The sequence below is a fragment of the Leifsonia sp. GW821-FHT13C05 genome (genome assembly GCF_058806515.1).
The window spans coordinates 150726-177690 of sequence record NZ_JBXAPT010000002.1 but is presented as its reverse complement, the minus strand read 5'-3'; the positions used below and the strand labels follow the sequence as shown (position 1 = coordinate 177690).

Annotated in this window: 28 protein-coding genes; 9 read left to right on the top strand and 19 right to left on the bottom strand. The window is 68.5% G+C overall.

Going from position 1 to position 26965, the window contains the following annotated elements; all coding sequences use genetic code 11:
- Nucleotides 1-16 precede the first annotated feature (16 nt).
- Nucleotides 17-1045 (bottom strand): LacI family DNA-binding transcriptional regulator, encoded by a 1029-nt coding sequence (locus AC1ROC_RS07435; RefSeq protein ID WP_168690289.1) that lies wholly within the window; start codon nt 1043-1045, stop codon nt 17-19.
- Nucleotides 1046-1410: 365 nt separating this feature from the next.
- Here AC1ROC_RS07435 and chvE point away from each other — a divergent pair, with 365 nt between their 5' ends.
- The 3 genes from chvE to mmsB all read left to right on the top strand — a co-directional run bounded on the left by chvE (nt 1411) and on the right by mmsB (nt 5329).
- Nucleotides 1411-2538, top strand: a complete 1128-nt coding sequence (chvE, locus tag AC1ROC_RS07430) for a multiple monosaccharide ABC transporter substrate-binding protein (RefSeq protein ID WP_281727771.1) — start codon at nt 1411-1413, stop codon at nt 2536-2538.
- Between the two features lie 74 nt (nt 2539-2612).
- Nucleotides 2613-4157 (top strand): multiple monosaccharide ABC transporter ATP-binding protein, encoded by a 1545-nt coding sequence (gene mmsA, locus AC1ROC_RS07425; RefSeq protein ID WP_492999163.1) that lies wholly within the window; start codon nt 2613-2615, stop codon nt 4155-4157.
- A complete protein-coding gene (gene mmsB / locus AC1ROC_RS07420) occupies nt 4154-5329 on the top strand; it encodes a multiple monosaccharide ABC transporter permease (RefSeq protein ID WP_085369049.1) in 1176 nt (391 codons plus the stop codon). Before mmsA ends, mmsB begins: the two co-directional genes overlap by 4 nt.
- Before the next feature lie 46 nt (nt 5330-5375).
- On the opposite strand, the gene AC1ROC_RS07415 is transcribed toward mmsB, so the two are convergent.
- A complete protein-coding gene (locus AC1ROC_RS07415; protein ID WP_492999161.1) occupies nt 5376-5837 on the bottom strand; it encodes a pyridoxamine 5'-phosphate oxidase family protein in 462 nt (153 codons plus the stop codon).
- 127 nt (nt 5838-5964) lie between these two features.
- On the opposite strand from AC1ROC_RS07415, the gene AC1ROC_RS07410 reads away from it, so the two are divergent.
- Nucleotides 5965-6405 carry a VOC family protein gene (locus AC1ROC_RS07410; protein WP_492999159.1) on the top strand — a complete coding sequence of 147 codons (441 nt, stop codon included), beginning with the start codon at nt 5965-5967 and terminating at the stop codon, nt 6403-6405.
- 7 nt (nt 6406-6412) lie between these two features.
- Here the strand turns inward: AC1ROC_RS07410 and AC1ROC_RS07405 are convergent, their stop codons facing one another.
- Nucleotides 6413-7918, bottom strand: a complete 1506-nt coding sequence (locus AC1ROC_RS07405) for a DHA2 family efflux MFS transporter permease subunit (protein ID WP_492999156.1) — start codon at nt 7916-7918, stop codon at nt 6413-6415.
- Nucleotides 7919-7996: 78 nt separating this feature from the next.
- Between AC1ROC_RS07405 and AC1ROC_RS07400 the strand changes: the two genes are divergently transcribed.
- On the top strand, nt 7997-8662 hold the full coding sequence (locus tag AC1ROC_RS07400; protein ID WP_492999155.1) for a winged helix-turn-helix transcriptional regulator: 666 nt from the start codon (nt 7997-7999) through the stop codon (nt 8660-8662).
- Here the strand turns inward: AC1ROC_RS07400 and AC1ROC_RS07395 are convergent.
- The 4 genes from AC1ROC_RS07395 to AC1ROC_RS07380 all read right to left on the bottom strand — a co-directional run bounded on the left by AC1ROC_RS07395 (nt 8659) and on the right by AC1ROC_RS07380 (nt 9901).
- Complete coding sequence (locus AC1ROC_RS07395) at nt 8659-9039, bottom strand: SHOCT domain-containing protein (RefSeq protein WP_085369106.1); 381 nt, start codon at nt 9037-9039, stop codon at nt 8659-8661. The two genes, AC1ROC_RS07400 and AC1ROC_RS07395, sit on opposite strands and share 4 nt — an antisense overlap.
- 2 nt (nt 9040-9041) lie before the next feature.
- Nucleotides 9042-9443, bottom strand: coding sequence for a DUF7144 family membrane protein (locus AC1ROC_RS07390; protein WP_492999153.1), 402 nt, complete (start codon nt 9441-9443; stop codon nt 9042-9044).
- The gene (locus AC1ROC_RS07385; protein WP_492999149.1) at nt 9440-9571 is read right to left on the bottom strand and encodes a hypothetical protein; all 132 of its coding nucleotides are present in this window, start codon (nt 9569-9571) and stop codon (nt 9440-9442) included. The genes AC1ROC_RS07390 and AC1ROC_RS07385 overlap by 4 nt, the downstream gene beginning before the upstream one ends.
- A 117-nt stretch (nt 9572-9688) precedes the next feature.
- Nucleotides 9689-9901: a DUF8691 family protein gene (locus AC1ROC_RS07380; RefSeq protein WP_085369043.1), complete on the bottom strand. Its 213-nt coding sequence runs from the start codon at nt 9899-9901 to the stop codon at nt 9689-9691.
- Nucleotides 9902-10090: 189 nt separating this feature from the next.
- Between AC1ROC_RS07380 and AC1ROC_RS07375 the strand changes: the two genes are divergently transcribed.
- On the top strand, nt 10091-12667 hold the full coding sequence (locus AC1ROC_RS07375; protein WP_492999146.1) for a winged helix-turn-helix domain-containing protein: 2577 nt from the start codon (nt 10091-10093) through the stop codon (nt 12665-12667).
- 10 nt (nt 12668-12677) lie between these two features.
- Here AC1ROC_RS07375 and AC1ROC_RS07370 read toward each other — a convergent pair whose 3' ends face one another.
- The 10 genes from AC1ROC_RS07370 to AC1ROC_RS07325 form a co-directional block, all read right to left on the bottom strand.
- Nucleotides 12678-13193 (bottom strand): hypothetical protein, encoded by a 516-nt coding sequence (locus tag AC1ROC_RS07370; RefSeq protein ID WP_492999144.1) that lies wholly within the window; start codon nt 13191-13193, stop codon nt 12678-12680.
- Between the two features lie 81 nt (nt 13194-13274).
- Nucleotides 13275-15188, bottom strand: a complete 1914-nt coding sequence (locus AC1ROC_RS07365) for an arabinofuranosidase catalytic domain-containing protein (protein WP_492999142.1) — start codon at nt 15186-15188, stop codon at nt 13275-13277.
- A 106-nt stretch (nt 15189-15294) separates the two neighbouring features.
- Complete coding sequence (locus tag AC1ROC_RS07360; RefSeq protein WP_492999140.1) at nt 15295-16401, bottom strand: LacI family DNA-binding transcriptional regulator; 1107 nt, start codon at nt 16399-16401, stop codon at nt 15295-15297.
- Between the two features lie 49 nt (nt 16402-16450).
- Complete coding sequence (locus AC1ROC_RS07355) at nt 16451-18280, bottom strand: glycoside hydrolase family 2 protein (RefSeq protein ID WP_492999138.1); 1830 nt, start codon at nt 18278-18280, stop codon at nt 16451-16453.
- A 2-nt stretch (nt 18281-18282) separates the two neighbouring features.
- Nucleotides 18283-19608, bottom strand: coding sequence for a family 1 glycosylhydrolase (locus AC1ROC_RS07350; RefSeq protein ID WP_492999136.1), 1326 nt, complete (start codon nt 19606-19608; stop codon nt 18283-18285).
- On the bottom strand, nt 19605-20459 hold the full coding sequence (locus AC1ROC_RS07345) for a carbohydrate ABC transporter permease (RefSeq protein ID WP_085369037.1): 855 nt from the start codon (nt 20457-20459) through the stop codon (nt 19605-19607). The genes AC1ROC_RS07350 and AC1ROC_RS07345 overlap by 4 nt, the downstream gene beginning before the upstream one ends.
- Entirely contained in the window at nt 20449-21399 is a 951-nt protein-coding gene (locus AC1ROC_RS07340; protein WP_492999133.1) for a carbohydrate ABC transporter permease, read from the bottom strand. The genes AC1ROC_RS07345 and AC1ROC_RS07340 overlap by 11 nt, the downstream gene beginning before the upstream one ends.
- Nucleotides 21396-22652, bottom strand: coding sequence for an ABC transporter substrate-binding protein (locus AC1ROC_RS07335; RefSeq protein WP_492999131.1), 1257 nt, complete (start codon nt 22650-22652; stop codon nt 21396-21398). The genes AC1ROC_RS07340 and AC1ROC_RS07335 overlap by 4 nt, the downstream gene beginning before the upstream one ends.
- A 198-nt stretch (nt 22653-22850) precedes the next feature.
- A complete protein-coding gene (locus tag AC1ROC_RS07330; RefSeq protein ID WP_085369034.1) occupies nt 22851-23288 on the bottom strand; it encodes an Hsp20/alpha crystallin family protein in 438 nt (145 codons plus the stop codon).
- Between the two features lie 88 nt (nt 23289-23376).
- Nucleotides 23377-23622 (bottom strand): hypothetical protein, encoded by a 246-nt coding sequence (locus AC1ROC_RS07325; protein ID WP_492999129.1) that lies wholly within the window; start codon nt 23620-23622, stop codon nt 23377-23379.
- 253 nt (nt 23623-23875) lie between these two features.
- On the opposite strand from AC1ROC_RS07325, the gene AC1ROC_RS07320 reads away from it, so the two are divergent.
- Entirely contained in the window at nt 23876-24352 is a 477-nt protein-coding gene (locus AC1ROC_RS07320; RefSeq protein WP_492999127.1) for a hypothetical protein, read from the top strand.
- 25 nt (nt 24353-24377) lie between these two features.
- Here AC1ROC_RS07320 and AC1ROC_RS07315 read toward each other — a convergent pair whose 3' ends face one another.
- A complete protein-coding gene (locus tag AC1ROC_RS07315; protein WP_492999125.1) occupies nt 24378-24917 on the bottom strand; it encodes a TetR/AcrR family transcriptional regulator in 540 nt (179 codons plus the stop codon).
- Nucleotides 24918-24991: 74 nt separating this feature from the next.
- Between AC1ROC_RS07315 and AC1ROC_RS07310 the strand changes: the two genes are divergently transcribed.
- Nucleotides 24992-25705: an SDR family NAD(P)-dependent oxidoreductase gene (locus AC1ROC_RS07310; protein ID WP_492999123.1), complete on the top strand. Its 714-nt coding sequence runs from the start codon at nt 24992-24994 to the stop codon at nt 25703-25705.
- Between the two features lie 106 nt (nt 25706-25811).
- Nucleotides 25812-26486, top strand: coding sequence for a phosphatase PAP2 family protein (locus AC1ROC_RS07305; RefSeq protein ID WP_492999121.1), 675 nt, complete (start codon nt 25812-25814; stop codon nt 26484-26486).
- On the opposite strand, the gene AC1ROC_RS07300 is transcribed toward AC1ROC_RS07305, so the two are convergent.
- A complete protein-coding gene (locus AC1ROC_RS07300) occupies nt 26459-26893 on the bottom strand; it encodes a DUF6069 family protein (protein ID WP_492999119.1) in 435 nt (144 codons plus the stop codon). The genes AC1ROC_RS07305 and AC1ROC_RS07300 overlap by 28 nt on opposite strands.
- Between the last annotated feature and the right edge of the window lie 72 nt (nt 26894-26965).

Below are 26965 nucleotides of genomic sequence, written 5' to 3'. Positions count from 1 at the left end.
CTGTGCGGCCGCCCACCTACCGCCCCGGCGGCGCCGTGCTCCCGCGCACGATCAGCTCCGGCACCGGGAACTCCGGACGGTCCGGCGGGCTCGTGCCTTCGATCTCGGCGAGCAGGAGGTCGATCGCGACCGCGCCGAGGAGGCTGAAGTCCTGGCGGACGGTGGTGAGCGGCGGGCTGAAGTGTTTGGCCTCCGGGATGTCGTCGAAGCCGACCACGCTCAGATCGCCGGGGACAGAGAGGCCGAGGTCGGCGGCGGCGTGGATGAGGCCGAGGGCCATCTGGTCGTTGGAGGCGAACACCGCCGTGTAGTCGCGCGGGCGCAGCAGCTTGAGGCCGACGTCGTAGCCGAGGTCGGAGGTCCAGTCGCCGAGGGCGGGCGGTGGAGGTGCGATGTCCCAGGCCGACATCTCTTCGAGGAAGCCGTGCATCCTCTCCTCCGCCTCGTTCCAGTCCTGCGGACCGGCCAGGTGCAGGATGCGCGAGTGGCCCAGTTCGAGCAGGTGGCGGGTGGCGAGGCGGGCGCCCTCCCGCTGGTCGAAGGCCACCACGCGTTCGCCGGGGGCATCCCGCCACTGCAGGCTGATGAACGGCACCCGGATGGAGACGCGCTGCAGGGCTTCGTGGGCGCGCTGCTGCGGGGCGATCATCACCACGCCGTCCACGCCATGGGCGAGGAACGTGTCGAGCGCCGCCGCGAGGCTCTGCTCGTCCTCGCGGGCGAGCGTGGCAGAGACGATGGCGTAGCCGCGGGCCCTGGCGGCCTGGTCGACGGCGGCCGCCGCGCTGAACGGCCCGTAGTGCGAACGCGCCGTGACCACGACGCCGATGGTCGTGAACCGGGAGGTGGCGAGCGCGCGGGCGGCGCTGTTCGGCCGCCAGGCGAGGTCGTCGATGACTTTGCGCACCTGCGCCTCGGTGGACGGCTTGATGTAGCGCTCGCCGTTGAGCACCCGGGAGACCGTCTGCCGGGAGACGCCGGCGAGCCGCGCGATGTCGCGGATGGACAGCGGGCGCGAAGAGTCGTCGTCGACTTTGTCCGTCATGCGCGCTCCGGGTTCTGGCGGTGCGACGCGACCGTCTGCACACGCGGTGTGCTGCTGATCTTAGGGGGCGCGGATGCTGTCCTGCTGTTCGCGCGACCACACGGATCGTGAGCGAATTGCGTCGGGGTGCTTGACGCCTGGGGGAGAAGGGGCATAACGTCTTACCGTTCTGGGACCGGTCACATATTTGGGACCAACCTAGCGGATGACGAGGGAGTCGCACAGATGGACGACGGATTGCGAGGAAGCGATTTGCTCCATGACGCCGCTGAGCTTCACCTCTCCCCAACGCTGACCGCCCCGGTCCTGCTGGACACCGCGCGCGACGGGCGCCCGGGCCACCACCTTGCTCGAAGGGAATCACAGTGAGATTGAAGAGAATTGCGATCGGGGCCGTCGCCATCGGCGTCGCCGTCATGCTGGCCGCCTGCTCCGGCGGCCGGCCGGGGACCGGAGGCGACGCAGGAAGCAGCGACAACAAGGGCGCCCTGGTCGGCGTCGCCATGCCGACCAAGGTGTCCGAGCGCTGGATCGCCGACGGCAACGCGGTGAAGAGCGACCTCGAGAAGAACGGATACAAGGTCGATCTCGAGTACGCCAACAACGACATCCCGACCCAGGTGCAGCAGGTCAACACGATGATCACCAAGGGTGCGAAGGTCCTGATCATCGCATCCATCGACGGTGGTTCGCTCACCGACCAGCTGGATGCGGCAGCCAAGGCCGGCATCAAGGTGATCTCGTACGACCGCCTCCTCACCGGCGACAAGAACGTCGACTACTACGTGTCGTTCGACAACTACAAGGTCGGCGTCTACCAGGCCAACTCGCTGCTCACCGGTCTGGGTGTGCTCGACGCCGACGGCAAGAAGACCGGCGCCAAGGGACCGTTCAACATCGAGGTGTTCGCCGGAAGCCCCGACGACAACAACGCCACGTTCTTCTACAACGGCGCGATGGACACCCTCAAGCCGTACATCGCCGACGGCACCCTGAAGGTCGGCAGCGGCCAGACCGCGTTCAACCAGGTCGCCATCCTGCGCTGGGACCCGGCGACCGCCAAGGCCAGGATGCAGGACCTCGTCGCGAAGTCGTACTCCGGTGGAGCGGCCGTGCAGGGCGTGCTGTCCCCGTACGACGGACTCTCCGACGGCATCCTGAGCGCGCTGGAAGGCGCGGGCTACGGATCGGGCGGCAAGAAACTCCCGATCATCACCGGGCAGGACGCCGAGGTGGCGAGCGTCAAGCAGATCATCGCGGGAACCCAGTACTCGACGATCTACAAGGACACCCGCCAGCTCGCCAACGAGGCCGCGAAGATGGCGAACGACATCCTCACCGGCAAGAAGCCCGAGGTCAACGACACGAAGAGCTACGACAACAAGACCAAGGTCGTGCCGAGCTACCTCTTCCAGCCGGTCGTCGTGACCAAGGACAACTACCAGAAGGTCCTCGTCGACAGCGGTTACTACAAGGAATCCGACCTGAAGTAGCCCGCAGGGCATGAACAGGGGTGGGCGCGGCGCCACAGCCGCGCCCACCCTCTCGCGAAGAAACAAGGGAGACCATGTCCGACACGATCCTCGAGATGCGGGGCATCTCGAAAACCTTCCCGGGGGTGAAAGCCCTCCAGGATGTCTCGATCTCCATCGAGGAAGGTACCGTCCACGCGATCTGCGGTGAGAACGGCGCAGGCAAATCGACGCTGATGAAGGTGCTGTCCGGCGTGTACCCGCACGGCACCTTCGACGGTGAGATCCTCCTGAACGGAGAGCCGGTCGAGTTCAAGTCGATCAACGACTCCGAAGCGGCAGGCATCGTCATCATCCACCAGGAGCTGGCACTGTCGCCGTACCTCTCGATCGCCGAGAACATCTACCTCGGCAACGAGCGGCAGCGCGGCGGGTTCATCGACTGGAACGAGACCAACGTCGAAGCGGGCAACCTGCTGCGACGCGTCGGCCTGCGCGACAACCCGATCACCAAGATCAAGGACATCGGGGTCGGCAAGCAGCAGCTCGTCGAGATCGCGAAGGCGCTCTCCAAGGAGGTGCGCATCCTGATCCTGGACGAGCCGACCGCCGCGCTCAACGACGACGATTCCGCCCACCTGCTCGACCTCATCCGGCAGCTGAAGGATCACGGCATCACGTCGATCATCATCAGTCACAAGCTCAACGAGATCAAAGCGATCGCGGACAAGGTGACGATCATCCGCGACGGCCAGACCATCGAGACGCTGGACATGCGCAGCGACGACCCGAGCGAGAACCGCATCATCAAGGGGATGGTCGGCCGCGACGTCGCGAGCAGGTTCCCCGACCACGTCCCGCACATCGGCGAGGAGCTGCTGCGCATCGAGGACTGGACGGTGCACCACCCGCTCGACCGCGCCAGGAAGGTGGTCGACGGCGCCAACCTGATGGTCCGCGCCGGCGAGATCGTCGGCATCGCCGGACTCATGGGCGCCGGACGCACCGAGCTGGCGATGAGCGTGTTCGGGCGCAGCTACGGCGTCAACATCAGTGGCCAGGTCTACAAGCGCGGGGAGCCGATCTCGGTGAGCACGGTCTCGAAGGCCATCGCCAACGGGATCGCATACTCCACCGAGGACCGCAAGCGGTACGGGCTCAACCTGATCGACAACATCCAGCGCAACATCTCGATCGCGGCGCTCGACAAGCTGGTCGACTGGCTCAAGTTCGTCAACGAGCTCAAGGAGCGCGCGGTCGCGGACGACTACCGCAAAAGCATGAACATCAAGACGCCGAGCGTGTCGACCCTGACGGGCAAGCTGTCCGGCGGCAACCAGCAGAAGGTCGTGCTCTCCAAGTGGATGTACGCCGATCCGGATGTGCTCATCCTCGACGAGCCGACCCGCGGCATCGACGTCGGAGCCAAGTACGAGATCTACACGATCATCGACCGGCTGGCCGACGCGGGCAAAGGCATCATCGTCATCTCGTCCGAGCTGCCGGAGCTTCTCGGCATCTGCGACCGGATCTACACCCTGAGCGAGGGCCGCATCACGGCGGATGTCCCCCGCGAGAAGGCAACCGCCGAATACCTCATGCAACTCATGACCCAGGAACGCGAGAAGACCACAGCATGAAAGCCCTCAGCACGGCCCTCAACTATCTGACAGGTCAGCTCCGCCAGATCGGCCTGTTCATCGCCCTGATCGTGATCGTGTTGTTCTTCCAGATCACCACGGCGGGCATCACGCTCGCACCGATCAACGTCTCCAACCTCATCGTCCAGAACAGCTACATCCTGATCCTCGCGGTCGGCATGGTGATGGTCATCATCGCGGGCCACATCGACCTCTCGGTCGGCAGTGTCGTGGCGTTCATCGGCGCGATGGCCGGTGTGATGATCTCGGAGTGGCACCTTCCGTGGCCGCTCGCGGTGGTGCTCTGCCTCGTGCTCGGCGCCATCGTCGGCGCCTGGCAGGGCTACTGGATCGCCTACTTCGGCATACCGGCGTTCATCGTGACGCTGGCCGGGATGCTCGTCTTCCGCGGTGCGGCGCAGATCGCCCTCGGCAACCAGCAGATCTCGTTCTTCCCGAAGGAGTTCCGCGCGATCGGCTCCGGCTTCCTGCCCACCTTCGGCACCTCGGGGTACGAGCCGCTGACGCTCATCCTGGGCCTGCTGGCCTCCATCGCGATCGTCGCGAGCGCGGTGCGTCAGCGTCTGGTGCGCCGCAAGTACGACCTCGAGGACGAGCCGATCTGGTGGTTCGTGCTCAAGGTGGTCTTCCTGGTGCTGCTGGTGCTGATCGTCACGCTGCTGCTCGCCAGCTACAACGGGACGCCGATCGTGCTGATCATCCTGGGCGCCCTCGTGGTCGGGTACACGGCCGTGATGAACCGCTCGGTGTTCGGCCGCCACATCTACGCGATCGGCGGCAACCTGGCCGCCGCCCAGCTGTCCGGTGTCAAGACCAAGCGCGTGACGTTCCTGCTGTTCGTGAACATGGGCGTGATCTCGGCGATCGCGGGCCTCGTGTTCACCGCGGGGCTCAACCTGGCCAGTCCGAGCGCGGGCACCGGCTTCGAGCTGGACGCCATCTCGGCCGTGTTCATCGGAGGCGCAGCGGTCACCGGCGGCATCGGCACCGTCCCTGGCGCGATCATCGGTGGTCTGATCATCGGTGTCCTCAACAACGGGATGTCGATCCTCGGCGTCGACAGCGACTACCAGCTGCTCATCAAGGGCCTGGTGCTGCTCGCCGCCGTCGCGTTCGACGTGTACAACAAGCGCCGCTCGGTCGGCCAGTGACCCGGTGAGGCCAGGAGCGGGAACGCTCCTGGCCTCACGGCGTCGTTCACACCTCGAGCGACAGGTCCAGCGTGTTCCCGTGCACGGGGTCGCCCCCGCGCACCAGCACGTACCGGTGCCGCACCACCGCCTGATACGTCACCAGCGGCCCCTCCGGTTCGAGGTCGGCCGGCTCCAGCTGCTTCTGCTCCGGCAGGCGCCGGTTGAGCGCCAGCAGCGCGGCCGCGACCTGATCGGCGGGCACCGGGGACGCCTCTGCGTCGAAGTACGCCGCTTCCGCGCTGCCGACGGCGACCGTGGAGTCGAACACCGTGATCGCCACCGCCGCCCTGCTCGCGATGTTGCGCGAGTGCCGCGCATCCGGTGACGACACCCAGCAGATCCGGTCGGCGTCGAGCGGAGCGAAGAACACCGGGGTGACCCACGGCGCACCGGATGCGTCCGTGCTCCCGATCACGCAGTAGCGGTTGGCGGCGAGGATGCCCTCGATGGCGGGACGGTCGGTCATGGTCGTCTTCTCCTTCGCTCGGCGGCGGGGCTGAACTCAGTCTGCTTCCGGCTGCTGCTCCTGCGCAGCGGAGTATTGCCGTGTGGCGCGTTCGCTGCTTGGATCGGTGCGACGAGAGGGGCATGCCATGGCCTTCGGTGAAGTGATTCCCTACTTGTACTACGACGACGCGGATGCAGCACTCGACTGGCTCGAGCGGGTGCTCGAGTTCGGGCCGTCGACGCGTTGGCGCCTGGGCGGGCCGTCCACCAAAGAGGCCGACATCCTCGTCGGGGAGAGCCGTATCTCGGTCTCGGGCCGGCCGCCGCGTATCGGCGAGGGCGCCGGCGCTTTGCTCATCGTGCATGTCGATGACATCGACGCCTATCGGGCACGCGTCGCAGCGGCCGACGGCAATGCTCCGATCAGCGCCGTCCAGAAACAACCGTACGGGCCGCTCACCTTCACCATCGTCGACCCGTGGGGCTACCGGTGGAACTTCTGGCAGGGTGAGTCCGACCCGCCCGCCGACGCCGCGTTCGGCGAAAAGGACGACTTACGTGTCACGCTGCCGGTGACGAACGACTGAACGGCCGTCAGTCAGCCTGCTGTTCCGCGCTGGCGGGCTTCCGGACGAACAGGGCGAGCACGATCACCCCGAGCGACAGGATGGCTCCGGCGAGGAACGCGAGGTGCGATCCGGCGGCAGCGGCGGCGGGCGACGGCAGGTCGGGGTCGGCGTTCGCCGTGGAGGCGACTCCTGTGGCGTAGAGGGCGACGAAGATCGCGGTCCCCGCGGCTCCCGCGACCTGCTGCAGGGTGGCGATGGTTGCGCTGCCGTGCGAGTAGAGGCGGGGAGGGAGCGAGCCGAGGGATGCGCTGAACGCGGGGGTGAAGAGGAACGCGAGCGACAGCATCAGCACGATGTGGGCGCCGAGGAGCACGACCCAGGATGAGCCTTCGCCGAGTCCGAAGGCGAGGGTCCACAGCGCGACGGCCAGGCCGATGGAGCCGGGGATGACCAGCGGGCGCGGGCCGAAGCGGTCGTAGAGGCGGCCGACGGTCGGGCCGGCGAGGCCCATCAGGAGGCCGCCCGGGAGCAGGATCGCGCCGATCCAGAGCGGTTCGAGGCCGAGCGTGTACCTGGCGAACTGGGGGAGCACGATGAACGCGCCGAACAGGGCGACCATCGCTGCGGTCATCATCGAGACGGAGACCTCGAAGTCGCGCGAGAGGAACGTGCGCAGGTCGAGCAGGGCCGAGTCCGTGCGCTGCAGCACGAGCTGCCGCCAGCCGAAGAAGCCGAGCGTCACAAGGCCGACGGCGACCGGGATCCAGGGCTGCACCGCCGCCCCGCCGACGGCTGCCGCGCCGATCTGGCTGAGTCCGAACACCAGGGCGGAGAACGCGACGGCGGACAGGATCACCGACAGCACATCCAGGGGCACCTTCCTGGTCTCGGAGACGTTCGGCACCTTTCGAACGCCGATGGCGAGCATGACCAGCGCGATGGGCAGCATCACCCAGAACAGTCCCTGCCACGGCAGCACCTGGATGAGGGCGCCGGAGACGATGGGACCGACGGCGGGCGCCACCGACATCACGATCGAGACGCGCCCCATGATCCGTCCGCGGTCGTCGGCCTGCACGACCGTCATCACCGTGGTCATCATCAGCGGCATCATGATCGCGGTGCCGACCGCCTGGATGACGCGACCGACCACGAGCAGCTCGAAGGCGGGGGAGAGGGCGGCGACCAGTGTGCCGAGTGCGAAGCTCGACATCGCGACCGTGAAGACGGGACGGGTGTCGAGCCGCTGCATCAGCCAGCCGGTGATCGGGATGACCACGGCCATCGTGAGTGCGAACGCGGTGGTCAGCCACTGCCCCTGCGTCGCGTCGATGTGCAGGGATTCCTGGATGCGCGGAAGGGCGACACCCATCATCGTCTCGTTCAGGAACACGACGAAGACGGCGGCGAGGAGGAGGGCGAGCACTGTGCGGTTGCGGGCGGCCAGTGGAGCGGAGGCCAGTGAGGCGGCGGCCAGCGGAGCGGTGGCCGACGATGTGGTCGCCTCCGCCCGGTCGATGGTGTCGGTCATGTCAAACTCCCTTGATTGATGTGCTGCAAAAAATAAAGCACACTGCAATTAATGAAGTCAAGTGGTAGAGTGACATTCATGACGAACCAGCACTACGGGCAGTTCTGCGGTCTGGCGCGCGCGGCGGAGATCGTCGGCCAGCGCTGGACGCTGCTCATCCTGCGCGACCTCAGCGTGGGGGCCCGCCGATACTCCGACCTGGCGAGCGGCCTCCCGGGCATCCCGACCAACACCCTGGCCTCCCGGCTGAAAGACCTGGAGGACGAGGGGATCGTCGCCCGCGTGGCGCCGTCGGGGGCTGAGCGTTCCGTCGTCTACGAGCTCACGCCGCGCGGCGACGAGCTGCGCCCGGTGCTGGATGCCCTGTCCCGCTGGGGAGCGGCAGGGATGCGGACCCCGCGCGAAGGGGAGATCGTCACCACCGCATCCATCACGGCCGCACTGCGGGTGGCGGCAGGGGACGGCGTCGTCCCGCAGGACTGGGACAGCGCGTACACGGTGCGCGTCGGCGACATCGAGGCGCACGTCGTCATGCGCGACGGCGCCATCCGGGTCGGTCAGGGCCCGGCGGAGCAGCCGGACCTCGTGATCACGGCCGGCCCGCAGATCCGGGATGTGATGGCGGGCGAACTGGACGCGCCGACAGCCGTCGCGACCGGCGTCGTGCAGCTCGAGGGCGATGCGTCGCTGTTCGAGCGGTTCGCGGCGACGCTGCGCGTGCCATACAGCCCGAACGCGGCCTAAGCCGCGAGCAGGCGAGCCTTCAGCGAGTCGAACTCCGCCTGGCTGATTGTCCCGTTGTCGAGCAACGTCTTCGCCTTCGCGATCTCATCGGCGGGCGACGACGTGGAGGCGACGGTGCGGATGTACGCGTCGGTCTCCCCCTGCGCACTCTGGACCTCGGCCATCTTCCTGCGGGCCATGCTCGGTCCGCGCGCGATGAGGTAGACCAGCGCGGTGATGAACGGCACGAAGACCAGGAAGATGATCCAGATCGCCTTCAGCCAGCCGTTCAGCTCGTGGTCGCGGAAGATGTCGGCGATGATCGAGAAGAGCACCATCAGGTACGAGATCCAGACGAAGATCCAGAACGAATACACCACGAAATCCCAGAAGTTCATGATCATGCCTCCGTGTGCTGGCGACCGCCGTGGGTTGTCACGGCGTAGATGATGAGCACGTCCATTGCGATGACGATCGCCGACCACCACGGCTGGGCCGGGATGAGCACCAGCTGGCCGAGCGCGCTCAGCACGGCCAGGATGATGGCGACGATCCGCGCCCACGTCTGACCGGCGAACAGGCCGCCGGCGGTGAGGACGATGAGGATGCCGATGATGAGGTTCCACCATCCCCATCCGGAGATGTCGAGCAGGAACAGCGTCCCGTGCGAGACCACGTAGTACGGGTCGGGCGCGAAGATCGCGACGATGCCCTGGAGCACGCTGAACAGGCCGGACAGCAGCACCACGACCGAGGCGAAGACGCCCCAGGAGCTGTTCATGCTCCGGTCGGCCGTCGTCATGCTGCCGCTCCTCTGGCTTCCGGGCCGTTCGTGGGCCGCTGGACGGGCGCGGCGCTCTGCAGGGCCGCCGTGATGTCGATGGAGTGCGTTGCCGGAGTGCTGACCGCTGCCGGGTCGATGTGTGACATGGATTCCTCCGATGACCGCAGTTCGAGCGAACTGATGGTGCCGAAAGTAGTGGGGCACGGTTCGGGCGGCATCACCCCCGGGGGATGAGATCGGCCGTCTACTCGCTCCTTTTCTTCTCACACCTGATCCACCCTGTTCACCGAGATCAGTTCCACCGTCAGGTCGGCCAGCATCGCGAGCACGCCCTGGAGCCGTGCCTGGTCGGGGACCTCCCCGAGCAGGTACGTGTTGCCGTCCTCGACACGGGTGACCGTGAATCCTTCCAGCGCTTCGATCAGCGGAAGGCTCAGTGTGCCTTTCACCACGATCTCGAAAACCTCGGTGTGCACCGCTGACCCTCCCAACGGGCGTCGGCCGGAATCGTCACGTTCCCCTCATGGTCCGCGCGTCCGGCGTTCGCGTCATCATCCTCGGAGGGTGATGCCTGCGCTGGCCGGGAGCAGCGCCGCGTGCCACACTGAGAGGATCCCCAGGAGGGCGGCGACATGCTCGCAGGCCGATACGTACCGACATACGCTGTGGACAGACCGCAGCTGCTGCATGAACTCGATGTCGCCCTCGAACACCCGCTGACTCTGCTGGTCGCCCAGGCGGGCTCGGGCAAATCGGTGCTGGTGAGTCAGTGGGTCGAGTCGCATCCCGAGGTCTGTTTCGCCTGGATGGACGTGGTCGGGGCCGACGGGGACGCCACCGTCTTCGGCGCTCACCTCATCGACGCGCTGGTCGAGAGCAGCCCGGCGTGCGGCGACATCGCCTCCATCGTCCTGGGTGCCGGGACCCCGTTCGGCCGCGGGTTCGTCACGGCGCTCGTCCCGAAGCTCAGCGCGACGGCGCAGATCGTGATCGTCCTCGAAGACCTGCACCACCTGAGCGAGCCGGCGCTGCTGGCCGAGCTGGGCGAGGCGGTCGCGCTGCTGCCGCCCAACATCCACCTGCTGATCACCAGCCGCTCCGACTCTCCCGTGGCGTGGACGGGCGTTCGGCTGCGCTACGAGGTCCCCGAGCTGCGGCAGGCCGCGTTCGCGATGTCGTACGACGAGTCAGCGCAGCTGGTGGCCGCGATCACCGGGCGCGAACTCGACAGAGCGAGCGTCGCGACCCTGCTGGACAGGACGGAGGGGTGGGTGGCCGGCATCCAGATGGCCGCGATGACCCTGCGGCTCCGCCGGGACTCCACCCAGTTCATCGCCGAGTTCGGCGGCTCGGACCGGCTCGTCGCCGACTACCTCACGGGAGAAGTGCTCGGCGCGCTGCCTCCCGGCGACCGCGAGACGCTGTTCGAGCTGTGCGCTCTCGACTATTTCAGCGCCGAACTGCTCACCGACCTCGGCCTGGGCGAGCGCAGCTCCGACCTCATGGGCAGGCTCGAACGCCAGTCCCTCTTCCTCGTGCCGCTGCGCGACTCCCGCGAGTGGTTCCGGTTCCACCAGCTGTTCCGCGACCTGCTCCGCTACCGGATGCGGTCGGAGGCGCCGGGCACGGAGGCCCGGATCCTGCAGGGCGCCGCCGCGTGGCACCGTGCTCACGGCGACGAGGGCATCGCGGTCGAGTACCTGCTCAGGGCGCACGACTGGGAGAGCGCGATCGACGTCATCCTCGACTCGGCGGTCGAGGCGATCGAGGCGGCGGACGTCGGCTCCCTCGCGCGCTGGCTGGGGGCGCTGCCCGCCGACGTGCTCGCCGAGCGGGTGGATGTGCAACTGCTGCTGGGCATCCTCACCGGGATGAGCGGGGACGCCGGTCTGGCGGAGAACCGCCTGCGCGCCATCGCCGACCGGCCGGAGAGCACGCTGTTCGAGCGGGCCTGCGCACAGACGTTCCTCTCCGCGCTGGTGCACTGGGGGCACCGGCCGGAGGTGGCCATCGCCTGCGCGGAGCAGGCCCTGGCATCCATCGAGCGGGTCGGGGACGTGCAGAGGCCGAGCAGGCTTCCCGGCGTCGACGCCATGACCACGATCGCCATGCTCTCGCTCGGCCGCGCCCACTTCCTCGTCGGGAACTTCGCCCAGGCCCGCCACTGGCTCACCGCGGCTCTCGCGACGGACGGCGCAGGGCACTCCGTCTGGCGCATCGCGGTGCTCGGCTCGCTCGCCCTGCTGAGTGCGTGGTGCGGCCGCACCGGCATCGCCGACCGCTACGCAGAGGACGCTCTCGCCCTCGCCCGCGAGACGAACAACTGGCGGCATCCGTGCACGGCGGAGGCGCACCTCGCACTCGCGTTGACCGCGATCGAGCGTGTGGAGCCCGGCCGTGCGAAGGCCGAATACCGCGAGGGGTTCGCCCGCATCGCGGCGACCGGTCGCCGCCAGCTCTCCTGGGTCGCATACGCGGCGATCTGCGACGTGGTCGACCTGGCGGAGAACGACAGGCTCCCCGGGCCGCCGACGGGTCCGGCGCCGCCGGTCGTCGCCGACCGCCTCCTGGCCAGGCAGAGCAGGTCGCTCCGGCTGAGCGGGGCGCCGGACGGTGCGAGGAGACTCTCGGACCGCTCAGGCGTGACCACCACGTCCGTGGTGTTCGAGGATGCGGCGGCCGAGCTCGCCCTCGGGCATCCGGATGCGGCCAGGGAGTTCGTACGGCATCTCTCCGACCTGCCGGATGCTGCCGAACCACTCGGCAAGGCCAGGGCGCTCATCCTCGAGTCGTGGTGCTCGGCGGCTGTCGGGCTGGACGACAGGGCCGACGGCCTGCTGTCCGAGGCGATGGACATCGCGGACAGGCACGGGCTCGTCCGGGTCTTCCTCCAGGCCGGCACGGTGGTCGTCCGGCGCGTGGAGCACCTGGCCGACGGGCTGTTCCACCCCACCTGCCTCGCCGTGCTCGCTGCAGCCGGCGACCATCCGGATGCGTCCGGCGAGCTCGAACCGGCCGGAGCGTTCACCGGTCGCGAGCTGGAGCTGATCGCCCTGCTGCCCACCCGGCTGACCAACACCGAGTTGGCGGCGAGGTTCGTGATCTCGGTGAACACCGTGAAGACGCATATGGCCCACATCTACCGCAAGCTGGACGTCGCCAATCGCCGCGACGCCATCGCGAAGGCGACGCAGTACGGGTTGATCGGCAGAGCGGCGACCGTGCTCGAAGCGTCGCGCTGACGTTCGCCGGTCAGCGCGTCGGCGGCGGGGGCGGCGGTGTGCTCGTCGTGCCGTCGCTGCCGCCCATGTTCATCCGCGGCTCGCTGTGGCGGGGCTCGCGGCGGTCGTCGTCGACGGCCCGGTCGGCTGCCGTTGTCCGGTCGGCCTCCACGGTCCGGTCGGCGTCCACGGTCCTCGCACCGTTCCTGTCCGTGCGCACGTCGGGGTCGACCGCGTCGGCCTTCGACAGCTTCTCGTCGACCGATGCGCGGGCGTCGCGCGCCTCGGCGGCGTGCGCCTCGGCATCGCGGCGTCGCCGTTCGGCTTCGACCTCCGCCTGCTTCGCGTCCGCCTCGGCCTGGGACGCCTTGGCCTCCCGTTCGCGCGCGGCGAGGTCGTCGTCGCGGGCGGCGACCCGGAGCTCCTCCGCCCGGTGCCGGTCGAGTTCCTGCTTCCGTCGCCGTCCCGCTGTCATGGCGATCACGACGATGATCGCGATCACCACCACCACGACGACGATCAGGATGATCCATCCGGTTGTGTTCATGTCGGGTCATCGTACGCGCGCGGCTCCGGCGGGCTAGTGGGTGGCCCGGATGCGCATCGCGTCCAGGCCACCCACCGCCGCTCAGTTCAGGACGAACCGCTGGGCTGGAGCCCCGTTGCACACCCAGATCCGCAGCGCCGTCCCGTTGGCGGTCGCGCCGTTCGGGGAGTCGAGGCAGTATCCGGATGCGGGGTTCAGCAGAGCCCCGTTTGCCTGCGGCACCCAGTGCTGGCCGCCGACGTTGTTGCAGTCGTACAGTTCGACGCCGGTGCCCATCACCGTGGAGTTGCCGTCGATGTCGAGGCAGCGGCCGATGGTCCGCACGCTCTGGTCGGCGGGGTTGTACGTCCACTGCTGGTCGCGCGCCTCCGCCCGGCCGCCCGGTGCGCCGGTGACCACGTTCTGGCAGGTCCAGAGCTGCACGACCCCTCCGTTGCCGTTCACGTCGTCGCCGGCGACGTCGACGCACTTCGACGCGGCGCCGGCCACGGGGTAGAGGATCGGGGTCGAGACGGTGAACTTCTGCGCGGCGGCGCCGTTGCAGGTCCAGATCCTCAGCGGCGTGCCGTTGGCCGTGTTGCCGTTCGGCGCATCCAGGCAGAGACCGGATGCGGGGTTCTTGATCGAGCCGTCGGCCTGCGGGATCCACTGCTGGCCGCCAGCACCGTTGCAGTCGTAGAGCTCGACGCCCGTTCCGAGGGTCGTCACGTTGCCGTCGACGTCGAGGCAGCGGCCGAGCGTGTTGAGCGTTCCCTCACGCAGCGCGCTGCCGACCCAGTGCTGATCGGCGGCGAGGGTCTTGCAGTCCCACAGCTGCACCGTGGCGAGGTTGCCCCCGACGTCGTCCCCTGCCACGTCGACGCATTTCCCGCCGGGCCCGACGATGGTCCTCCCCGGACCGCCGCCCGTGCTCACGCCCTGGTAGTTCTGGGCGACGATGTTCGTCTGCACGGCGTTCTCGGTGGCGTCCGTCGCGTATCCGCTGGTCATCACGCCCTCGAAGAAGGACTGCGTGCCGCGGTTGGAGTTGTCGCCGCCGGCTCCCAGCCCGATCGAGCCTTCGAGCTTCATCGGCTTCCAGGTGCTGCCGAACCGGTCTGTGCCGTCCGGCAGGGCGCCGTTGTACCAGGTGGAGAGCCCGCCGGACTGCGCGTTGCCTCCCTTGAGCGCGAAGGTGTCGACGCCGTTGTTCTTGAGCACGGCGGTGACGAATTTGGAGGCGTTGCCCTGGTTGGGCGTCCACACCGCGGTCTTGCCTTGGAAGACGCCCTCTTCGAGGTCGGCCTGCACCCACGGGCCGTGCCCGGTGGCTCCGTTCGCGCCGAGGGTGGAGAGGTTGAGCGTGTCCATGTGCCCTGCGCCGGTGTCGACGGTGTCGGTCTCGACGTTCCCGAAGTCGGAGCAGCACGCGCTGTTGACGTTCGTTCCGCTGGCGACCATGTACATCGACTCCGGGCTCGCGCCGCGTGCCGTGCCGATGGTCACCGTGCTCGACCGGCGGTATGCGACCCCCGGGGGAAGGTAGAGGCCGTATGCCTTCGTCCCGGCGACCGTGATGGGCAGCGCGCCGGCGTCCGCCGGGGCGTTGGCCGCTCCCTGCTCGCCGGCCGGGGCGGGCGTGAGGTCGTTGTGGTTGGGGGACTGGTCGTACACGATCGGGATGACGCAGGTCGTGCCGGAGCAGAAGGTGTCCTGCTGCGTCGCGTCGGCGTATCCGCCTGCCGAGAGCACGCCGATGTTCCTGGTGGCGCCGTCGGAGGCGCGCTTCACCTGGTAGAGCGGGCCGTTGTACGAGGCGTAGAGGGCGCGCGCCGGGCTGTACGCCGCGACGCAGGGCGTTCCGCCCGCCGCGTAGATGTCGCACGGCCCGTCGCCGGCCGCCGAAGCGGGGGCGGGGGCCGCCAGAGGGGAGAAGACGAGGGCGAGTACGAGGGTGAAGAGGCCCAGCGCGGCGGTGAGATACCGCTTGCCGGTCGTCGTTGAGACGGTGTGCACGGTGTTTCCTTCCTTTCCAGCGTCGTTGCTTGCAGGAGCTTCATCGTTAAAGCATTGGCGAAAACGAGTGCTTTAACGATTAAACAGAGTGTACGGCCCTCGAGCGTCAGCCCGCTACCCCTCCCGTGCCGGCCGGCGCGACCGGGACGACGACCGCGTCGGCCTCCGTCGCATCCTGAGCCGTGCATCCACAGGACTGCCGCAGCACCAGGTCGACGCCCACTTCGTGCCGCTGCCAGCCGTCGACCCCCGCCATGATCTCGAACAGCCGCTCGCTCGCGATCCGGGCGATCCGCTGCGCGGGCACGCGCACGGTGCTGATGCTCGGCGTGGTCACCCGCGCGAGCCCGAAGTCGTCGAAGCCGACGATCGCGACGGCGCCCGGCACGTCGATGGATGCGCTCCGCAGCGTCGTCAGCGCGCCGAACGCCATGTCGTCGTTGGCGGCGACGATCCCGTCGAACGCGGAGACGCCGTCGCCCAGCTCACGCACCGCCGTCACGCCGGATGCCTCGCTGAGGTCTCCCTCGATGACCAGCGACGCATCCTCCACGCCGTGGGCGCGCACCGCATCCAGGAATCCGTCGCGCCGGTCTGCGCCGGTCTGGTGATCGAGCGGACCGGAGAGGTGGAGCAGTCTGCTCCTGCCGTGCGCCGTGATCAGGTGCTCGGTGATCGCACGGGATGCCGCACGGTCGTCGATGCCGACGGTCACCGCCGACGGCAGGTACGGGAAGTTGCCGATCATCACGACGGGCAGGCCGCTCGCGATCAGGCGCTCGACCGTCGGGTCGTCGATCGCCGCGCTGGTGAGGATCGCGCCGTCCGCGCTGTTGGAGCGCATGACGCGCTCGTACGCGGCCAGCCCGTGCTCGTTGTCCGGGTTCGTGGAGACGAGCAGTTGCACGTCGTTCTCGTTGGCGACGGAGGACGTGCCCTCGAGCACCAGCATGAAATAGCTGTGCCCGAACACGTGCGTCGCAGTGGTGGGGACGATCAGCGCGATGGTGCCTGCGTGCTGGCTGCGCAAGGCGCGGGCGGCCGAGCTGGGCACGTAACCGAGCTCCGACGCGGCGGCGAGCACGGCCTTGCGCGTGTCGTCCCCGATGCGCGGCTTCCCGGCGAGGGCCATCGAGACGGCTGACGGGGTGATGCCCACCTTCTCGGCGATGTCGCGAAGGGTGACGCGCCTGGCGCTCGCCCGTTCTGGCATGTCCGGTTCCTTCCCGTGGGGGCCTCGCCCGTGCGATCCTTACCGTATCTCATGACGATTCTGCTGCCCCGGTGACGATCTCCCGGATGGTGCGCGCGGCGAGCTTGGGCGTCCTGTCCTCCCTGCAGAGCCCGTTCGCCTCCTGCATCGTGTCCGTCAGCTGCGTGTAGCAGGTGCCGGCGAGCACGGTGCTGGCCTGCACCGCCCGGTAGAGGGAGCGCAGCCGCTCCTCGAACTGCTCGTGCGTGTCTGCCGTCGAGTACCCCCAGCTGTCCTCCGCTGCAGGGCCGCTTCCCGCGGCGAACTCGATGCCGCCGAACTCCGTCAGCATCAGCGGGGCGTCGTCGCGCAGCGCATCGGTGAGCACCATCGCCCGCCCGCACGGGCCGATGCCGTGCCGGAGGGCGTCGCGGGCGGCTCCGTCGAGGTAGCGCGACCGCACCGTCTCCGGGTCCGCGTCGTAGTCGTGCACGGAGAAGATGTCCGATTCGAGGTGCTCCCAGCCGTCGTTCGTGATCACCGGACGCGTCGGGTCGAGTGCCCTGGTCAGGTCGGCCAGGCCGCGGGAGAACGCGCGCTGCGCCGGCGAGTGCGCGATGTCCTGCACGCCCCAGCTCTCGTTCAGCGGCACCCAGGTGATCACGGAGGGGTGCGACCGGTCGCGGTCGACCGCGCGCATCCACTCGCTGGTCAGCCGCTCGACCGCCGTCGCGGAGAACACGTACGCCGCCGGCGCCTCCGCCCACAGCATCAGCCCGAGCCGGTCCGCCCAGTAGAGGAAGCGCGGGTCCTCGATCTTCTGGTGCACCCTGGCGGAGTTGAAGCCGAGCGACAGGATCAGCTCCACCTCGTGCAGGAGCGCCCGCTCATCCGGCGCGGCCAGGTGCGACTGCGGCCAGTAGCCCTGGCTGAGCACGGAACGGAGGACGACGGGACGGTCGTTGAGCAGGAAGCTGCCGTCGCGCGCATCCACCGACCGCAGCCCGAGGTAGCTGTAGACCGTGTCCGAGCCGCCGCCCGCCGACTCGACGGTGACCGTCGCATCCACGAGGACGGGCGAGTCCGGCGACCACAGGATGCGGTCGCGGTCCTGCCCGTTCCGCAGCCGGGGCACCGTGATCTCGCCGACGTGGCGTTGACCGACCACTGCGGTGGTGAGCTCGGCGATCGTCTCGTCGCCCAGCAGCAACCGGACGCGGCAGCGCGTGCCAGGCGCCGGCGGCCGGTTCAGGTTCACCTCGAACGCGACCGCTGCACCCGGCACATGCGGGGTCAGGTGCAACTGCTCGACGAACACCTCGGGCGTCGCTTCGAGCCAGACCGGCTGCCAGATCCCGGTGGTGCGCCGGTACCAGATGATGTGCGCGTCCTCCTGCCAGTCCTGCTTGCCGCGCGGCTGCTCCACGTCGGCGGCCCTGTCTTCGGCCCGCACCGTGATGAGCTGCATGCCGCCGTCGACGATCGCCGTCGTGATGTCGAGGGTGAACGGCGTGTGACCGCCCTCGTGGCTGCCGACCGGGATGCCGTTCAGCCACACGCTCGCGCGGTAGTCGACAGCACCGAAGTGCAGCAGCACGCGGGGCCGGCCGGAGGAGTAGCCCGCTTCGAGCACGTCCTCCCACGACACCTCTCTCTGGTACCAGACCACGTCGTGGAACCGGTCGTCTCCGACCCCGGATGCCGGGCTCTCCGGTGGGTACGGCACGGCGATGGTCCCTGCCAGCCGGTGGCCGGCGGCGTGCCAGCCCTCCCGCTCGCCGACCTCGGCATCGTCGTACGCGAAACCCCAGGTGCCGTCGAGTTCCGCCCAATCCTCCCTGAGCAGCTGCGGTCTGGGCCGCGCGACGGTCAGCGCGCTCGCCCGGAGCGTCCCCGCCACGCTCAGAGGCCTTCCGGCAGTGCTGCCGCTTCGCGCGGGAACGACGGCGCTGCCTCCGTCGGCGTGCGCAGGAGGGACCCGTCGTCGCCCTCGCTCAGCTCGATCAGTCCCATCCTGCGCAGGAAGGGGGTAACCCCGGCTGCCGGGTCGGCGAACGTCTCCGATGTCGCGTCGTGCGAGGTCTCCGGATGCAGCACGAACTCCTCGACGTTGCGCCCACCGGAGGCGAACGACCAGTCGACGAAGTCGAGCAGCGGCCACCAGGTGAGGCCGCGGATGTCCACGCCCTCCCCGTGCAGCGTGCGCACGGTCTCCGTCGCGGCCTCCAGCCAGTCGCGGCGCACCCGCTGGGTCCCCTCGATGCTGGTCTCCGTCACCAGCATCGGCATCCCGTACCGCTCCTCCCAGCGCAGCAGCACCGTGCGGAGCCCGTCCGCCCAGCGGTTCGCGGTGACCTGCCTGGTGGCCCCGTCGACCACCTCCAGGATGCGCGGGGTCAGGTCTGGGTAGTAGTTGACGCCCAGGATGTCGATGGCGGGTGCACCGGAAAGCAGCTCGGCCAGGTGTTCCTCTGCCGCCCCGTTGCCGGTGAGCCAGTCGTGCAGCGGGTGCGCGGCATCCACTCTGCCCAGGATGAGGTCGGTGGGCAGCGTGGACAGCGAGCGCAGCAGCTCGACCTCGGCCAGCAGCGCGTCGTCCGTCGTCTCGTAGAGCTGCGATGCCTCGACGTGGACGACGACGGCGCCGGGGTTCGCATCCCGGATCGCGGCGACCGCCCGCTGCACGCCCCTGGCGATCCCGACCGCCACGGTCGTCCAGCCGTCCCAGCCGGTCAGCGCGGGCGGCCAGACGCCGCGCAGCCCGCAGAACGACGCCGTGGTGATCGGCTCGTTGAGCGGCGTGATGTGGTCGACCACTCCGCGATAGCGTTCGGCGAACGCCCCGGCGAACTCCGCGAGCGCCTCCGGGAACACCGGGTCGGCGAACGAGCCGTCGAGCCAGGTCGGCGTCCCGTAGTGCACCAGGTCGGCGATCACCGTGAGGCCGAGCTCGTTGACGGCGACGTCGATCCGCTCGTCCAGAGCGCTCCAGTCGAAGCGGCCAGGGGCGACGTGCACGAGCGGCCAGCTGACCCCGTAGCGCAGACCGGTCGCCCCGAGCCCGGATGCGGTGGCCAGGTCCTCCCGCCAGTGCTCGTCGTGCCCGGTGAGGGCGAACTCGTTGAGCGCGCCCATCGACGAACCGGGGGCCGGATAGACGCAGGTGTCCTCGATGCCGATCAGCCAGCGCAGCCGGTCGTGGGGGAAGCCTTCGATGAATGTGGTCACTTGAGTCCTGTCGTTGCGACGCCGGCGACGAAGTATCGCTGCGCGAGGAAGAAGGCGATGGCGATGGGGAGCAGCGAGATCACGGCTCCGGCCATCAGCACGGCGTGGTCGGTCACGTGCTGTCCGCCGAACAGCGCGAGTCCGGCGGGGAGGGTGCGCATCTCGGAGGTGCTGGTGACGACGAGCGGCCAGAGCAGGTCGTTCCAGAGCGCGGTGAAGTTGAGCACGGCGACCGTTGCGATGGCCGGCTTCGCCAGCGGCAGGATGATCTGCCAGTAGATGCGGAGGTGTCCTGCCCCGTCGATCCTGGCGGCCTCATCGAGGTCGCGCGGGATGGAGACGAAGAACTGACGGAACAGGAAGATGCCGAACGCACTGGTGGCGCGCGGGATGATCAGCCCCTGGTAGGTGTTCAGCCAGTCGAGGTGGAACAGCTCGATGAACACCGGGATGAGGGTGACCTGGAACGGCACCATCAGCGTGACGAGCACCAGCCAGAACGCGATGTTCCTGCCGGGGAAGTCGATCCTGGCGAGCGCGTACGCGCACATCGAATCGAACAGCAGGGTCAGCAGGGTGGTGACTCCGGCGAAGACGATCGTGTTGAACACCAGCAGCAGGAACGGCAGCTGCTCCCACACGCCCTGGTAGCCGTGCAGCGTCCACTCGGTGGGGAACAGGCTGGCCGGGTTGCTGAAGAGGTCCTTCTCGGTGCGGAACGACGTGGACAGCATCCAGATGAAGGGGACGAGGGCGAGCACGAGCCCCACGCCGACGAAGATCCACTTCGAGACGTCCGCGAAGCGGGTGGATGGCCGGACCGTGCGCCGGCGCAGCGTGTCAGTCGACATCGTTGTACCTGAAGATTCTGAGTTGGAGGGCGGAGATGACGACGATCACGAGGAACAGCGCCCACGAGATCGCCGCCGCGTATCCGGTGTGGAAGTTCACGAAACCCTCGCGGAACAGCAGGGTGACCAGGGTCTCCGTCGAGAACAGCGGACCGCCTCCCGTCATCACGTAGACCAGGTCGAACAGCTGGAACGACTGGATGGTCATGATAAGCGTCGCGAATAGCATCGTCGGCCGCAGTGCGGGGAGGGTGATGTAGCGCAGCAGGTTCACCGCGCCTGCGCCGTCGAGCCTGGCCGCTTCGTAACGCTCCGACGGGATGCCCTTGAGGCCGGCGATCAGGATGATCATGACGAATCCGGCGTTCTTCCAGATGTTCACGAAGATGATCGTCGGCAGGGCGAGCTCCGGCGACTGCAGGAACCCGACCTTGCCGAGGCCGAGCGCCGACGTGATCCCGCCGATGAGCCCGAGTTCGGGGTCGAGCAGGAACCGCCAGACCAGGCCGATCGAGGTCAGCGAGACGACGGTGGGGAAGAAGAACGCCGACCGGATGATGCGGGTGCCGAGTCCTTCCGCGGCGAGGGCGAGCGCCAGCGCGAGGCCGACCACGACGATCCCGACCACGGAGATGACCGTGATGAGCGTGGTGTGGATGAGCGCATCCCAGAATCGTGGGTCCTGGGTGAGCTTGATGTAGTTGTCGAAGCCGACCCAGGGCTGGTCGTCGGCGCCGATGGTCCAGTCGTGCAGGCTGTACCAGAACGACACCAGGATCGGCCAGAGCACGAAGACGCCGAGGATGAGGAAGCTAGGAGCGATGAACAGCAGGGCGGGGCCTGCGCGGAAGCGCCTGCGCCTCCGCGGCTGCTCCCCGTGTGCGGTGGGGCGGGCCCGGGAGCCGTCGTGCGACTCCCGGGCCCTGGTGATGACGGTCATTTGCTGGAGCAGCCCGTGAGTTCGTCGATCTTCTTGGATGCGGTGGATGTGCCGTCGTCGATGCCGGTGCCTCTGGTGAGGCTGCCGATCAGCGGCACGTACGCGTCGGAGTCGACCTGGGTCGCGTTCGGCACCTGCGGGAGGTAGAGCCGCGAGTCCGGCACCTGCGACGAGAACACCTTCACGACCGGGTTGGCCGCGAGCTCCGAGTCGTCGGCGAGGTCGGTGCGCAGCGACGGGAAGCCGGTCGAGAGCGAGAACTTCTTCTGCGCGACCTTGCCCGTCCAGTACGCGAGGAACTCCTGCGCCTCCTCCGGGTGCTTGGTCTTGGCCGAGATCGCGAGCGGCGCCGTGGAGCCGAGGGTCACCGGCTTGCCGGACGCGGCGACGGGCACTTGCACGATGCCGAGGTCGATGCCGGCCTTCTTGTATCCGGGAGCCGCCCATGGCCCGTTGATCTCCATCGCGGCCTTGCCGGCGGAGAAGAGGGCGTCCGCTTCGGCCCCGGTGAGGCCGACAGGGGAGATCTTGTCGTTGACGACGAGGTCGACCCACGGCTTCAGGCTGTCCCGGCCCTTGGTGCTGGAGAGGACGCTGCAGTTCTTCGCGTCGACGATGTCGCCGCCTTCCAGCCACTGCAGCACCGGCCACATCTGGATGGTGTTGTTGTCGGCGAGCACGAGCCCGTACTTTCCGTCCGTGGTGAGCTTCTTGGCCGCCGTCTTGAGCTCGTCGACCGTGGTGGGCGGGGTGACGCCCGCTGCGGTGAAGAGCGCCTTGTTGTAGTAGAGGCTGAGGGTGGCGTAGTTGGCGGGCACCGCGTAGAGCTTGTCGTCGTACGTGAACTCGTCGACGAGCGCCGGCGCGAACTTCGAGACGTTGATCGTGGTCGCGGAGTCACCGGTCTTGGTGATCGGCAGCACCGACTTGGTCTTGACGTACTGCGCGATGACGTTGGGGTCGGAGGCCGGGGCAGCGATGTCCGGGCCCTGTCCGGTCATCCACGCGGACGGCAGCTTCTGCTGGATGGTGTCCCACGGCTCGGCCGACATGCTGACCGTGATCTTCTTCTGCGAGGCGTTGAAGTCCTTGACGATCTGTTCGTAGCCCGGTGCGTCTCCACCGGTGAATCCTGTCCACACCGTGAGCTTGACGGGATCGCCGGAGTTGGAGCCGCCACCGGAGCATCCGGTGGCGAGCAGGCCGACCGCGGTCGCGACCGCGACGACCGCGAGCTGTTTCTTGTAGCGCATGGAGTCTCTCCCTTGAGCGAAGGTAACGATGATCGGATGAATGGTGCTTCATCGTTAAAGCAGATAGTAGACGACGAATGCGACAGAGCACAATGCAGTCGATCTGCGGTGGGGGAGAGACGTGACGGGGGGGGGGGGGGGGGGGGGGGGGGGGGGGGGTGTTTTCCCCCCCCCCCCCCCCCCGCCCCGATGGCACTGCTAGGCGACGACCGCCTTCTGGTTCTCGTTCTGGTGGTCGGCGGCCGAGTCGACGCGGATCTTCCGCGGCTTGGCCCGCTCGACGACCGGGATGACGACGCTGAGCACGCCGTTGTCGTAGCTGGCGCTGATGCGCTCAGCATCGACGTCGTCGCCGATGGTGAACTGGCGCAGGTATGAGCCGAACGGCCGCTCCTGGGCCAGCCAGCGCGAGTTCTCCCGGTTGGCGGCCGACCGCTGCGCCCTGATCGTCAGAAGGTGACCGTCGACATCCACGTCGACCGAACCGGGGTCGACACCGGGGAGGTCGGCGTTGAGCACGTACTGGTCACCCTCGCGAAACAGGTCGACGGGCATCAGCCGCGGCTGCCTGCTGGTGTCGAACACGCTCTGGGCGATCCTGTCCAGCTGGCTGAAAGGATCAAATGACATCGACATGGTGAGATTCTCCTTCCATCGGTGTGGCGGCACGGTGCCGCCGGGTTGTGTTCGTGGTGTCGGCATGGCCAGGCGTCCTGGCCCGGTGTCACGGTGGTGACCGGATCGATGCGCGCGGCTCCGGTGCTCGCGGTCCGCCGTGCGGATGCGACGTCGTCCGCCGATCGGGATGCGCGGCCGCGTCCCGCGACCGAGGAGCGTCGGCCGTCGTCGCCGGCGCATCCCAGAAGCCGGAGACGATCTGCTCGAACTCCGCATTCACCCACTCCTGATCGGAGCAGAGGATCTCCGCGAACTCGTCCGCCGTCTGCTCGACCACGTCCGCCACTGTCACGGTTCATCACCTCCATACCTGTCGTCGCGTGCCGCCGCGAAGCCGGATACCGAGGCCCGACTCCGCGACCCAGAAAGGATGTGGATCAGTTGATGCATATGTTTTACAACACTGTTCGATGGCTCGCAAGTGCTCCGAGCGCGCCTCCTCACCCCGGCCGGAACCGGGGGAGAACGCGTCCCTGCGGCGGCGCTCGACGAGCGGGTGTGGGTTCGGGCAGAATGGCGATCGACATCGAGACAGGGGGACTGTGATGCCGACACTGACGGGACCGAAGGTCGAGCTGGGGGAGCTCTCACGGCTCCCCGCCGGACCCATCCTGGTCCGGCTGAGACGCGTGCTGATCACGACGGGCATCGCGGCGGTCGTCTACACGATGCTCTGCACGGGCAGCGTCGGCGCCTGCTCGGACAGCGGCGCATCGGATGGTGTGGTGCAGACCACTTGCAGGAACATCGCGCTGCGCCCGAGCTGGTTGGTCTACGCCGCCTTCGCAGTCATCCTGTTCGTCGTGATCGGCAGGATCGCCCGCAACTCGGCGACCGTCACGGATGCCCTGCGTCTCCTCGACCGCGCCGCCGGGCTGATCATCGCCATCGCGCTCGTCTCCGGCGCCATCGCCCTGACCTGGATGATGCTGTTCCCGACCGACACGCTCGCCGACGGTGGGACGATCGTCTTCCCGTTCCCGTTCGGCTCGCCGGAGCTGACGGTCACGCACCAGCCGTGACGCTCACGCGGCCTGCGGCCTCTGGTCAGTCCGCCAACAGCATCCCGAACCACGGCTCGACGACCGCGGCGATGTCATCGCTGTCGATGTCGAGCTCGGGGAGGTCGACGAAGTGCCTGGCGATCGTCATCCCGAGGATGCTCGACACCAGCACGGCCGCGCGCAGGCGGGCGTCGTCGCGGTCGCTCGTGCGTGCCAGGTTGTCGACCCGGTCTTCCAGATAGTCGCGCATCACTGTCGCCGCCTGCGGCGAGGTGAGCATGGAGCGCACGAGAGCCTTCGTGTGCGGTGGCAGCTCACGCAGCCGGAGATCCAGGACCTCCGCCAGGTGTTGCGGCACCTGTTCGGCGCTCAGGTCGGGCGCCGGCCGGACCGCCAGGGCGAACAGCGCCTGCTTCGAGCCGTAGTGCTGCAGCACGAGCGACGGGTCGACGCCCGCGCGCTGCGCGATTCCGCGCACGGTGGCGCCGTCGGCGCCGCGCTCGCCGAACTCGGCCTGTGCCGCCTCGAGGATCTTGGCGGCGGTCGCCGCCCGTCGCTCTGCCCGCGTCATCGGCTCATCCACGGCATTCACTCTACAACGGTTGAGTGAAAGTGGTACTGTTTCGCTCAACAACAGTTGAGTGAAACGAGAAGAACATGGACACACACACGACCAGCCCGAACAGGACCGTGCTCGTGATCGGCGCATCCCGAGGGTTGGGGGAGGCGATCGTCGAGGAGTACGTCGCCCGCGGCTCCCGGGTCGTGGGAACCGTGCGCGGCGACGCGCCGACGCCCCTGCACGCCTTCGCCGAGCGGGCGGGAGACGCGGTCGAGATCGAGCACGTCGACATCACCAAACGGGACGAGGTGGATGCGCTGAGCAGGCGTCTCTCCGGGCGCACCTTCGACCTGCTGTTCGTCGTCGCCGGTATCGCGCTCGTCCCCCGGAGCGCCATCGCCGCCGACATCCTGGACGACGAGTTCGAACGGATGATGTACACGAATGTGCTCAGCGTGATCCGCACCGTCGAGGCGCTGGACGACCTGGTCGCGCCGGACGGCACCATCGCCGTCATGTCGTCCGGACAGGGGAGCGTCGCCAACAACCGCACCGGCGGGTTCGAGGTCTACCGCGCCAGCAAGGCGGCGCTGAACCAGCTGATGCGCAGCTACGCGGCCCGGCACGACGGCGAGGATCGCACGCTCCTGCTGACAGCCCCCGGCTGGGTGCAGACCGACATGGGCGGCTCGGGCGCGACGCTGCGCATCGAGGAGAGCATCCCGCCCCTGGTCGACACGGTGGATGCGCAGCGCGGTGCGGCCGGCCTGCAGTACCTCGACAGGAACGGGGAGACGGTGCCGTGGTGATCGGTCACTGGGTGCTCGGACGCTTCGGAGAAGTCATTCGTTCTGTGTAGCAAGACCCGTCGAGCGACGGATGAGGGCCGCGCAGCCGCCCGGATAGCGTCCGGGTATGCCCACCGTTCCCCTCCGCACCGCCGTGCTCGCCGCCCTCCCGACCGCGCCGCAGCGTGTGCTGCTCGCGTCCACCGTCGCCCTCAGTGCGCTCGCGCTGGTGATGCCGTTCCCCGGAAGCCTGAGCGTCGTCGCCACCAGGTGGCTCGTCGCCGTCTCGGCGGGCGTGCCTGGCGTGGGCCTCCTCTCGGAGGTCGCGCTGGTGGCGCTCGCCGCCGGAGTGGCCGCAGCCATCGTCCTGAGCTGGCGACGGCAGCCGGCCGCCCGGGTCCGCGTGGTCGCCCTGGTCGTCTCGGTCGGGATCGCGTACGCGGCGAGCGAGTCGATCAAGCAGCTCGTCACGGAGCTGCGCCCCTGTCAGCGGTGGCCGCTGGCGGAGGAGTGCGCGCCGCTCGGCGACTGGTCGTTCCCGTCGAACCACGCGACGCTCGCGTTCGCGGCCGCCGCCGTCATCGCGGTGCTGTCCCGCCGCTTCGCAGTAATGGCTGCGGCCTTCGGATGCGCGGTCCTCGTCGCATTCGACCGGGTCGCGCAGGGCGCCCACTATCTCCACGACGTAGCGGCCGGCGCGGTTCTCGGTCTCGGGATGGTCGTGGTCGCCCTGGTCTGCGCCGCCCTGTTCCTGCGCTGGAGGCCGTCCGCCCGTCAGCGCGACCGGGATGCGAGCACGTAGGCCGGCACGGCGACCGCGGCCACCACGATGTGCATCACGACCAGCGCGAGGATGGCGGTTCCCGCCGCGCCCGGCATGAACTGGAACACCGCCAGCAGGATGTCCGGGATGAACGACAGCAGCAGCACCACGGGGACGAGGATGGTGAGCATCCGGCGCGGATCGCGCGCGTGACGCTCCACCAGGCGCCAGCCGATCCACCCTGCCAGGATGCCGAGGATCGTCATCGAGACGTACGCGGGCACGGAGAGTCCGCCGAAGTCGGCCGGGGCGCCCGCCGCTTTCGCGATGGTCGCCACGACGGCGTTGAGCGCGATCGCGATGGCGACCGCGACGACGAGGATGACCGCGACGCGCGGCTTCGAAAGTGCCGCCACCGGTGCTGCGGTGGCCGAGGTTGTTGCCATGACTCCTCCAAACGGTCGGGGGAACGAGCGCCTATTACGGATACGCCGTTCTCGTAATTGGTTACGGTACTC

Coding starts and splice junctions, on each gene's coding strand:
- AC1ROC_RS07400 (WP_492999155.1), top strand. CDS start 7,997: ATGACGAACCAGCACTACGGGCAGTTCTGCGGTCTGGCGCGCGCGGCG.
- AC1ROC_RS07390 (WP_492999153.1), bottom strand. CDS start 9,443: ATGACGACGGCCGACCGGAGCATGAACAGCTCCTGGGGCGTCTTCGCC.
- AC1ROC_RS07310 (WP_492999123.1), top strand. CDS start 24,992: ATGGACACACACACGACCAGCCCGAACAGGACCGTGCTCGTGATCGGC.
- AC1ROC_RS07370 (WP_492999144.1), bottom strand. CDS start 13,193: ATGAACACAACCGGATGGATCATCCTGATCGTCGTCGTGGTGGTGGTG.
- mmsB (WP_085369049.1), top strand. CDS start 4,154: ATGAAAGCCCTCAGCACGGCCCTCAACTATCTGACAGGTCAGCTCCGC.
- AC1ROC_RS07435 (WP_168690289.1), bottom strand. CDS start 1,045: ATGACGGACAAAGTCGACGACGACTCTTCGCGCCCGCTGTCCATCCGC.
- mmsA (WP_492999163.1), top strand. CDS start 2,613: ATGTCCGACACGATCCTCGAGATGCGGGGCATCTCGAAAACCTTCCCG.
- AC1ROC_RS07410 (WP_492999159.1), top strand. CDS start 5,965: ATGGCCTTCGGTGAAGTGATTCCCTACTTGTACTACGACGACGCGGAT.
- AC1ROC_RS07320 (WP_492999127.1), top strand. CDS start 23,876: ATGCCGACACTGACGGGACCGAAGGTCGAGCTGGGGGAGCTCTCACGG.
- AC1ROC_RS07330 (WP_085369034.1), bottom strand. CDS start 23,288: ATGTCGATGTCATTTGATCCTTTCAGCCAGCTGGACAGGATCGCCCAG.
- AC1ROC_RS07300 (WP_492999119.1), bottom strand. CDS start 26,893: ATGGCAACAACCTCGGCCACCGCAGCACCGGTGGCGGCACTTTCGAAG.
- AC1ROC_RS07345 (WP_085369037.1), bottom strand. CDS start 20,459: ATGTCGACTGACACGCTGCGCCGGCGCACGGTCCGGCCATCCACCCGC.
- AC1ROC_RS07360 (WP_492999140.1), bottom strand. CDS start 16,401: ATGCCAGAACGGGCGAGCGCCAGGCGCGTCACCCTTCGCGACATCGCC.
- AC1ROC_RS07395 (WP_085369106.1), bottom strand. CDS start 9,039: ATGAACTTCTGGGATTTCGTGGTGTATTCGTTCTGGATCTTCGTCTGG.
- AC1ROC_RS07415 (WP_492999161.1), bottom strand. CDS start 5,837: ATGACCGACCGTCCCGCCATCGAGGGCATCCTCGCCGCCAACCGCTAC.
- AC1ROC_RS07385 (WP_492999149.1), bottom strand. CDS start 9,571: ATGTCACACATCGACCCGGCAGCGGTCAGCACTCCGGCAACGCACTCC.
- AC1ROC_RS07340 (WP_492999133.1), bottom strand. CDS start 21,399: ATGACCGTCATCACCAGGGCCCGGGAGTCGCACGACGGCTCCCGGGCC.
- AC1ROC_RS07305 (WP_492999121.1), top strand. CDS start 25,812: ATGCCCACCGTTCCCCTCCGCACCGCCGTGCTCGCCGCCCTCCCGACC.
- AC1ROC_RS07405 (WP_492999156.1), bottom strand. CDS start 7,918: ATGACCGACACCATCGACCGGGCGGAGGCGACCACATCGTCGGCCACC.
- AC1ROC_RS07335 (WP_492999131.1), bottom strand. CDS start 22,652: ATGCGCTACAAGAAACAGCTCGCGGTCGTCGCGGTCGCGACCGCGGTC.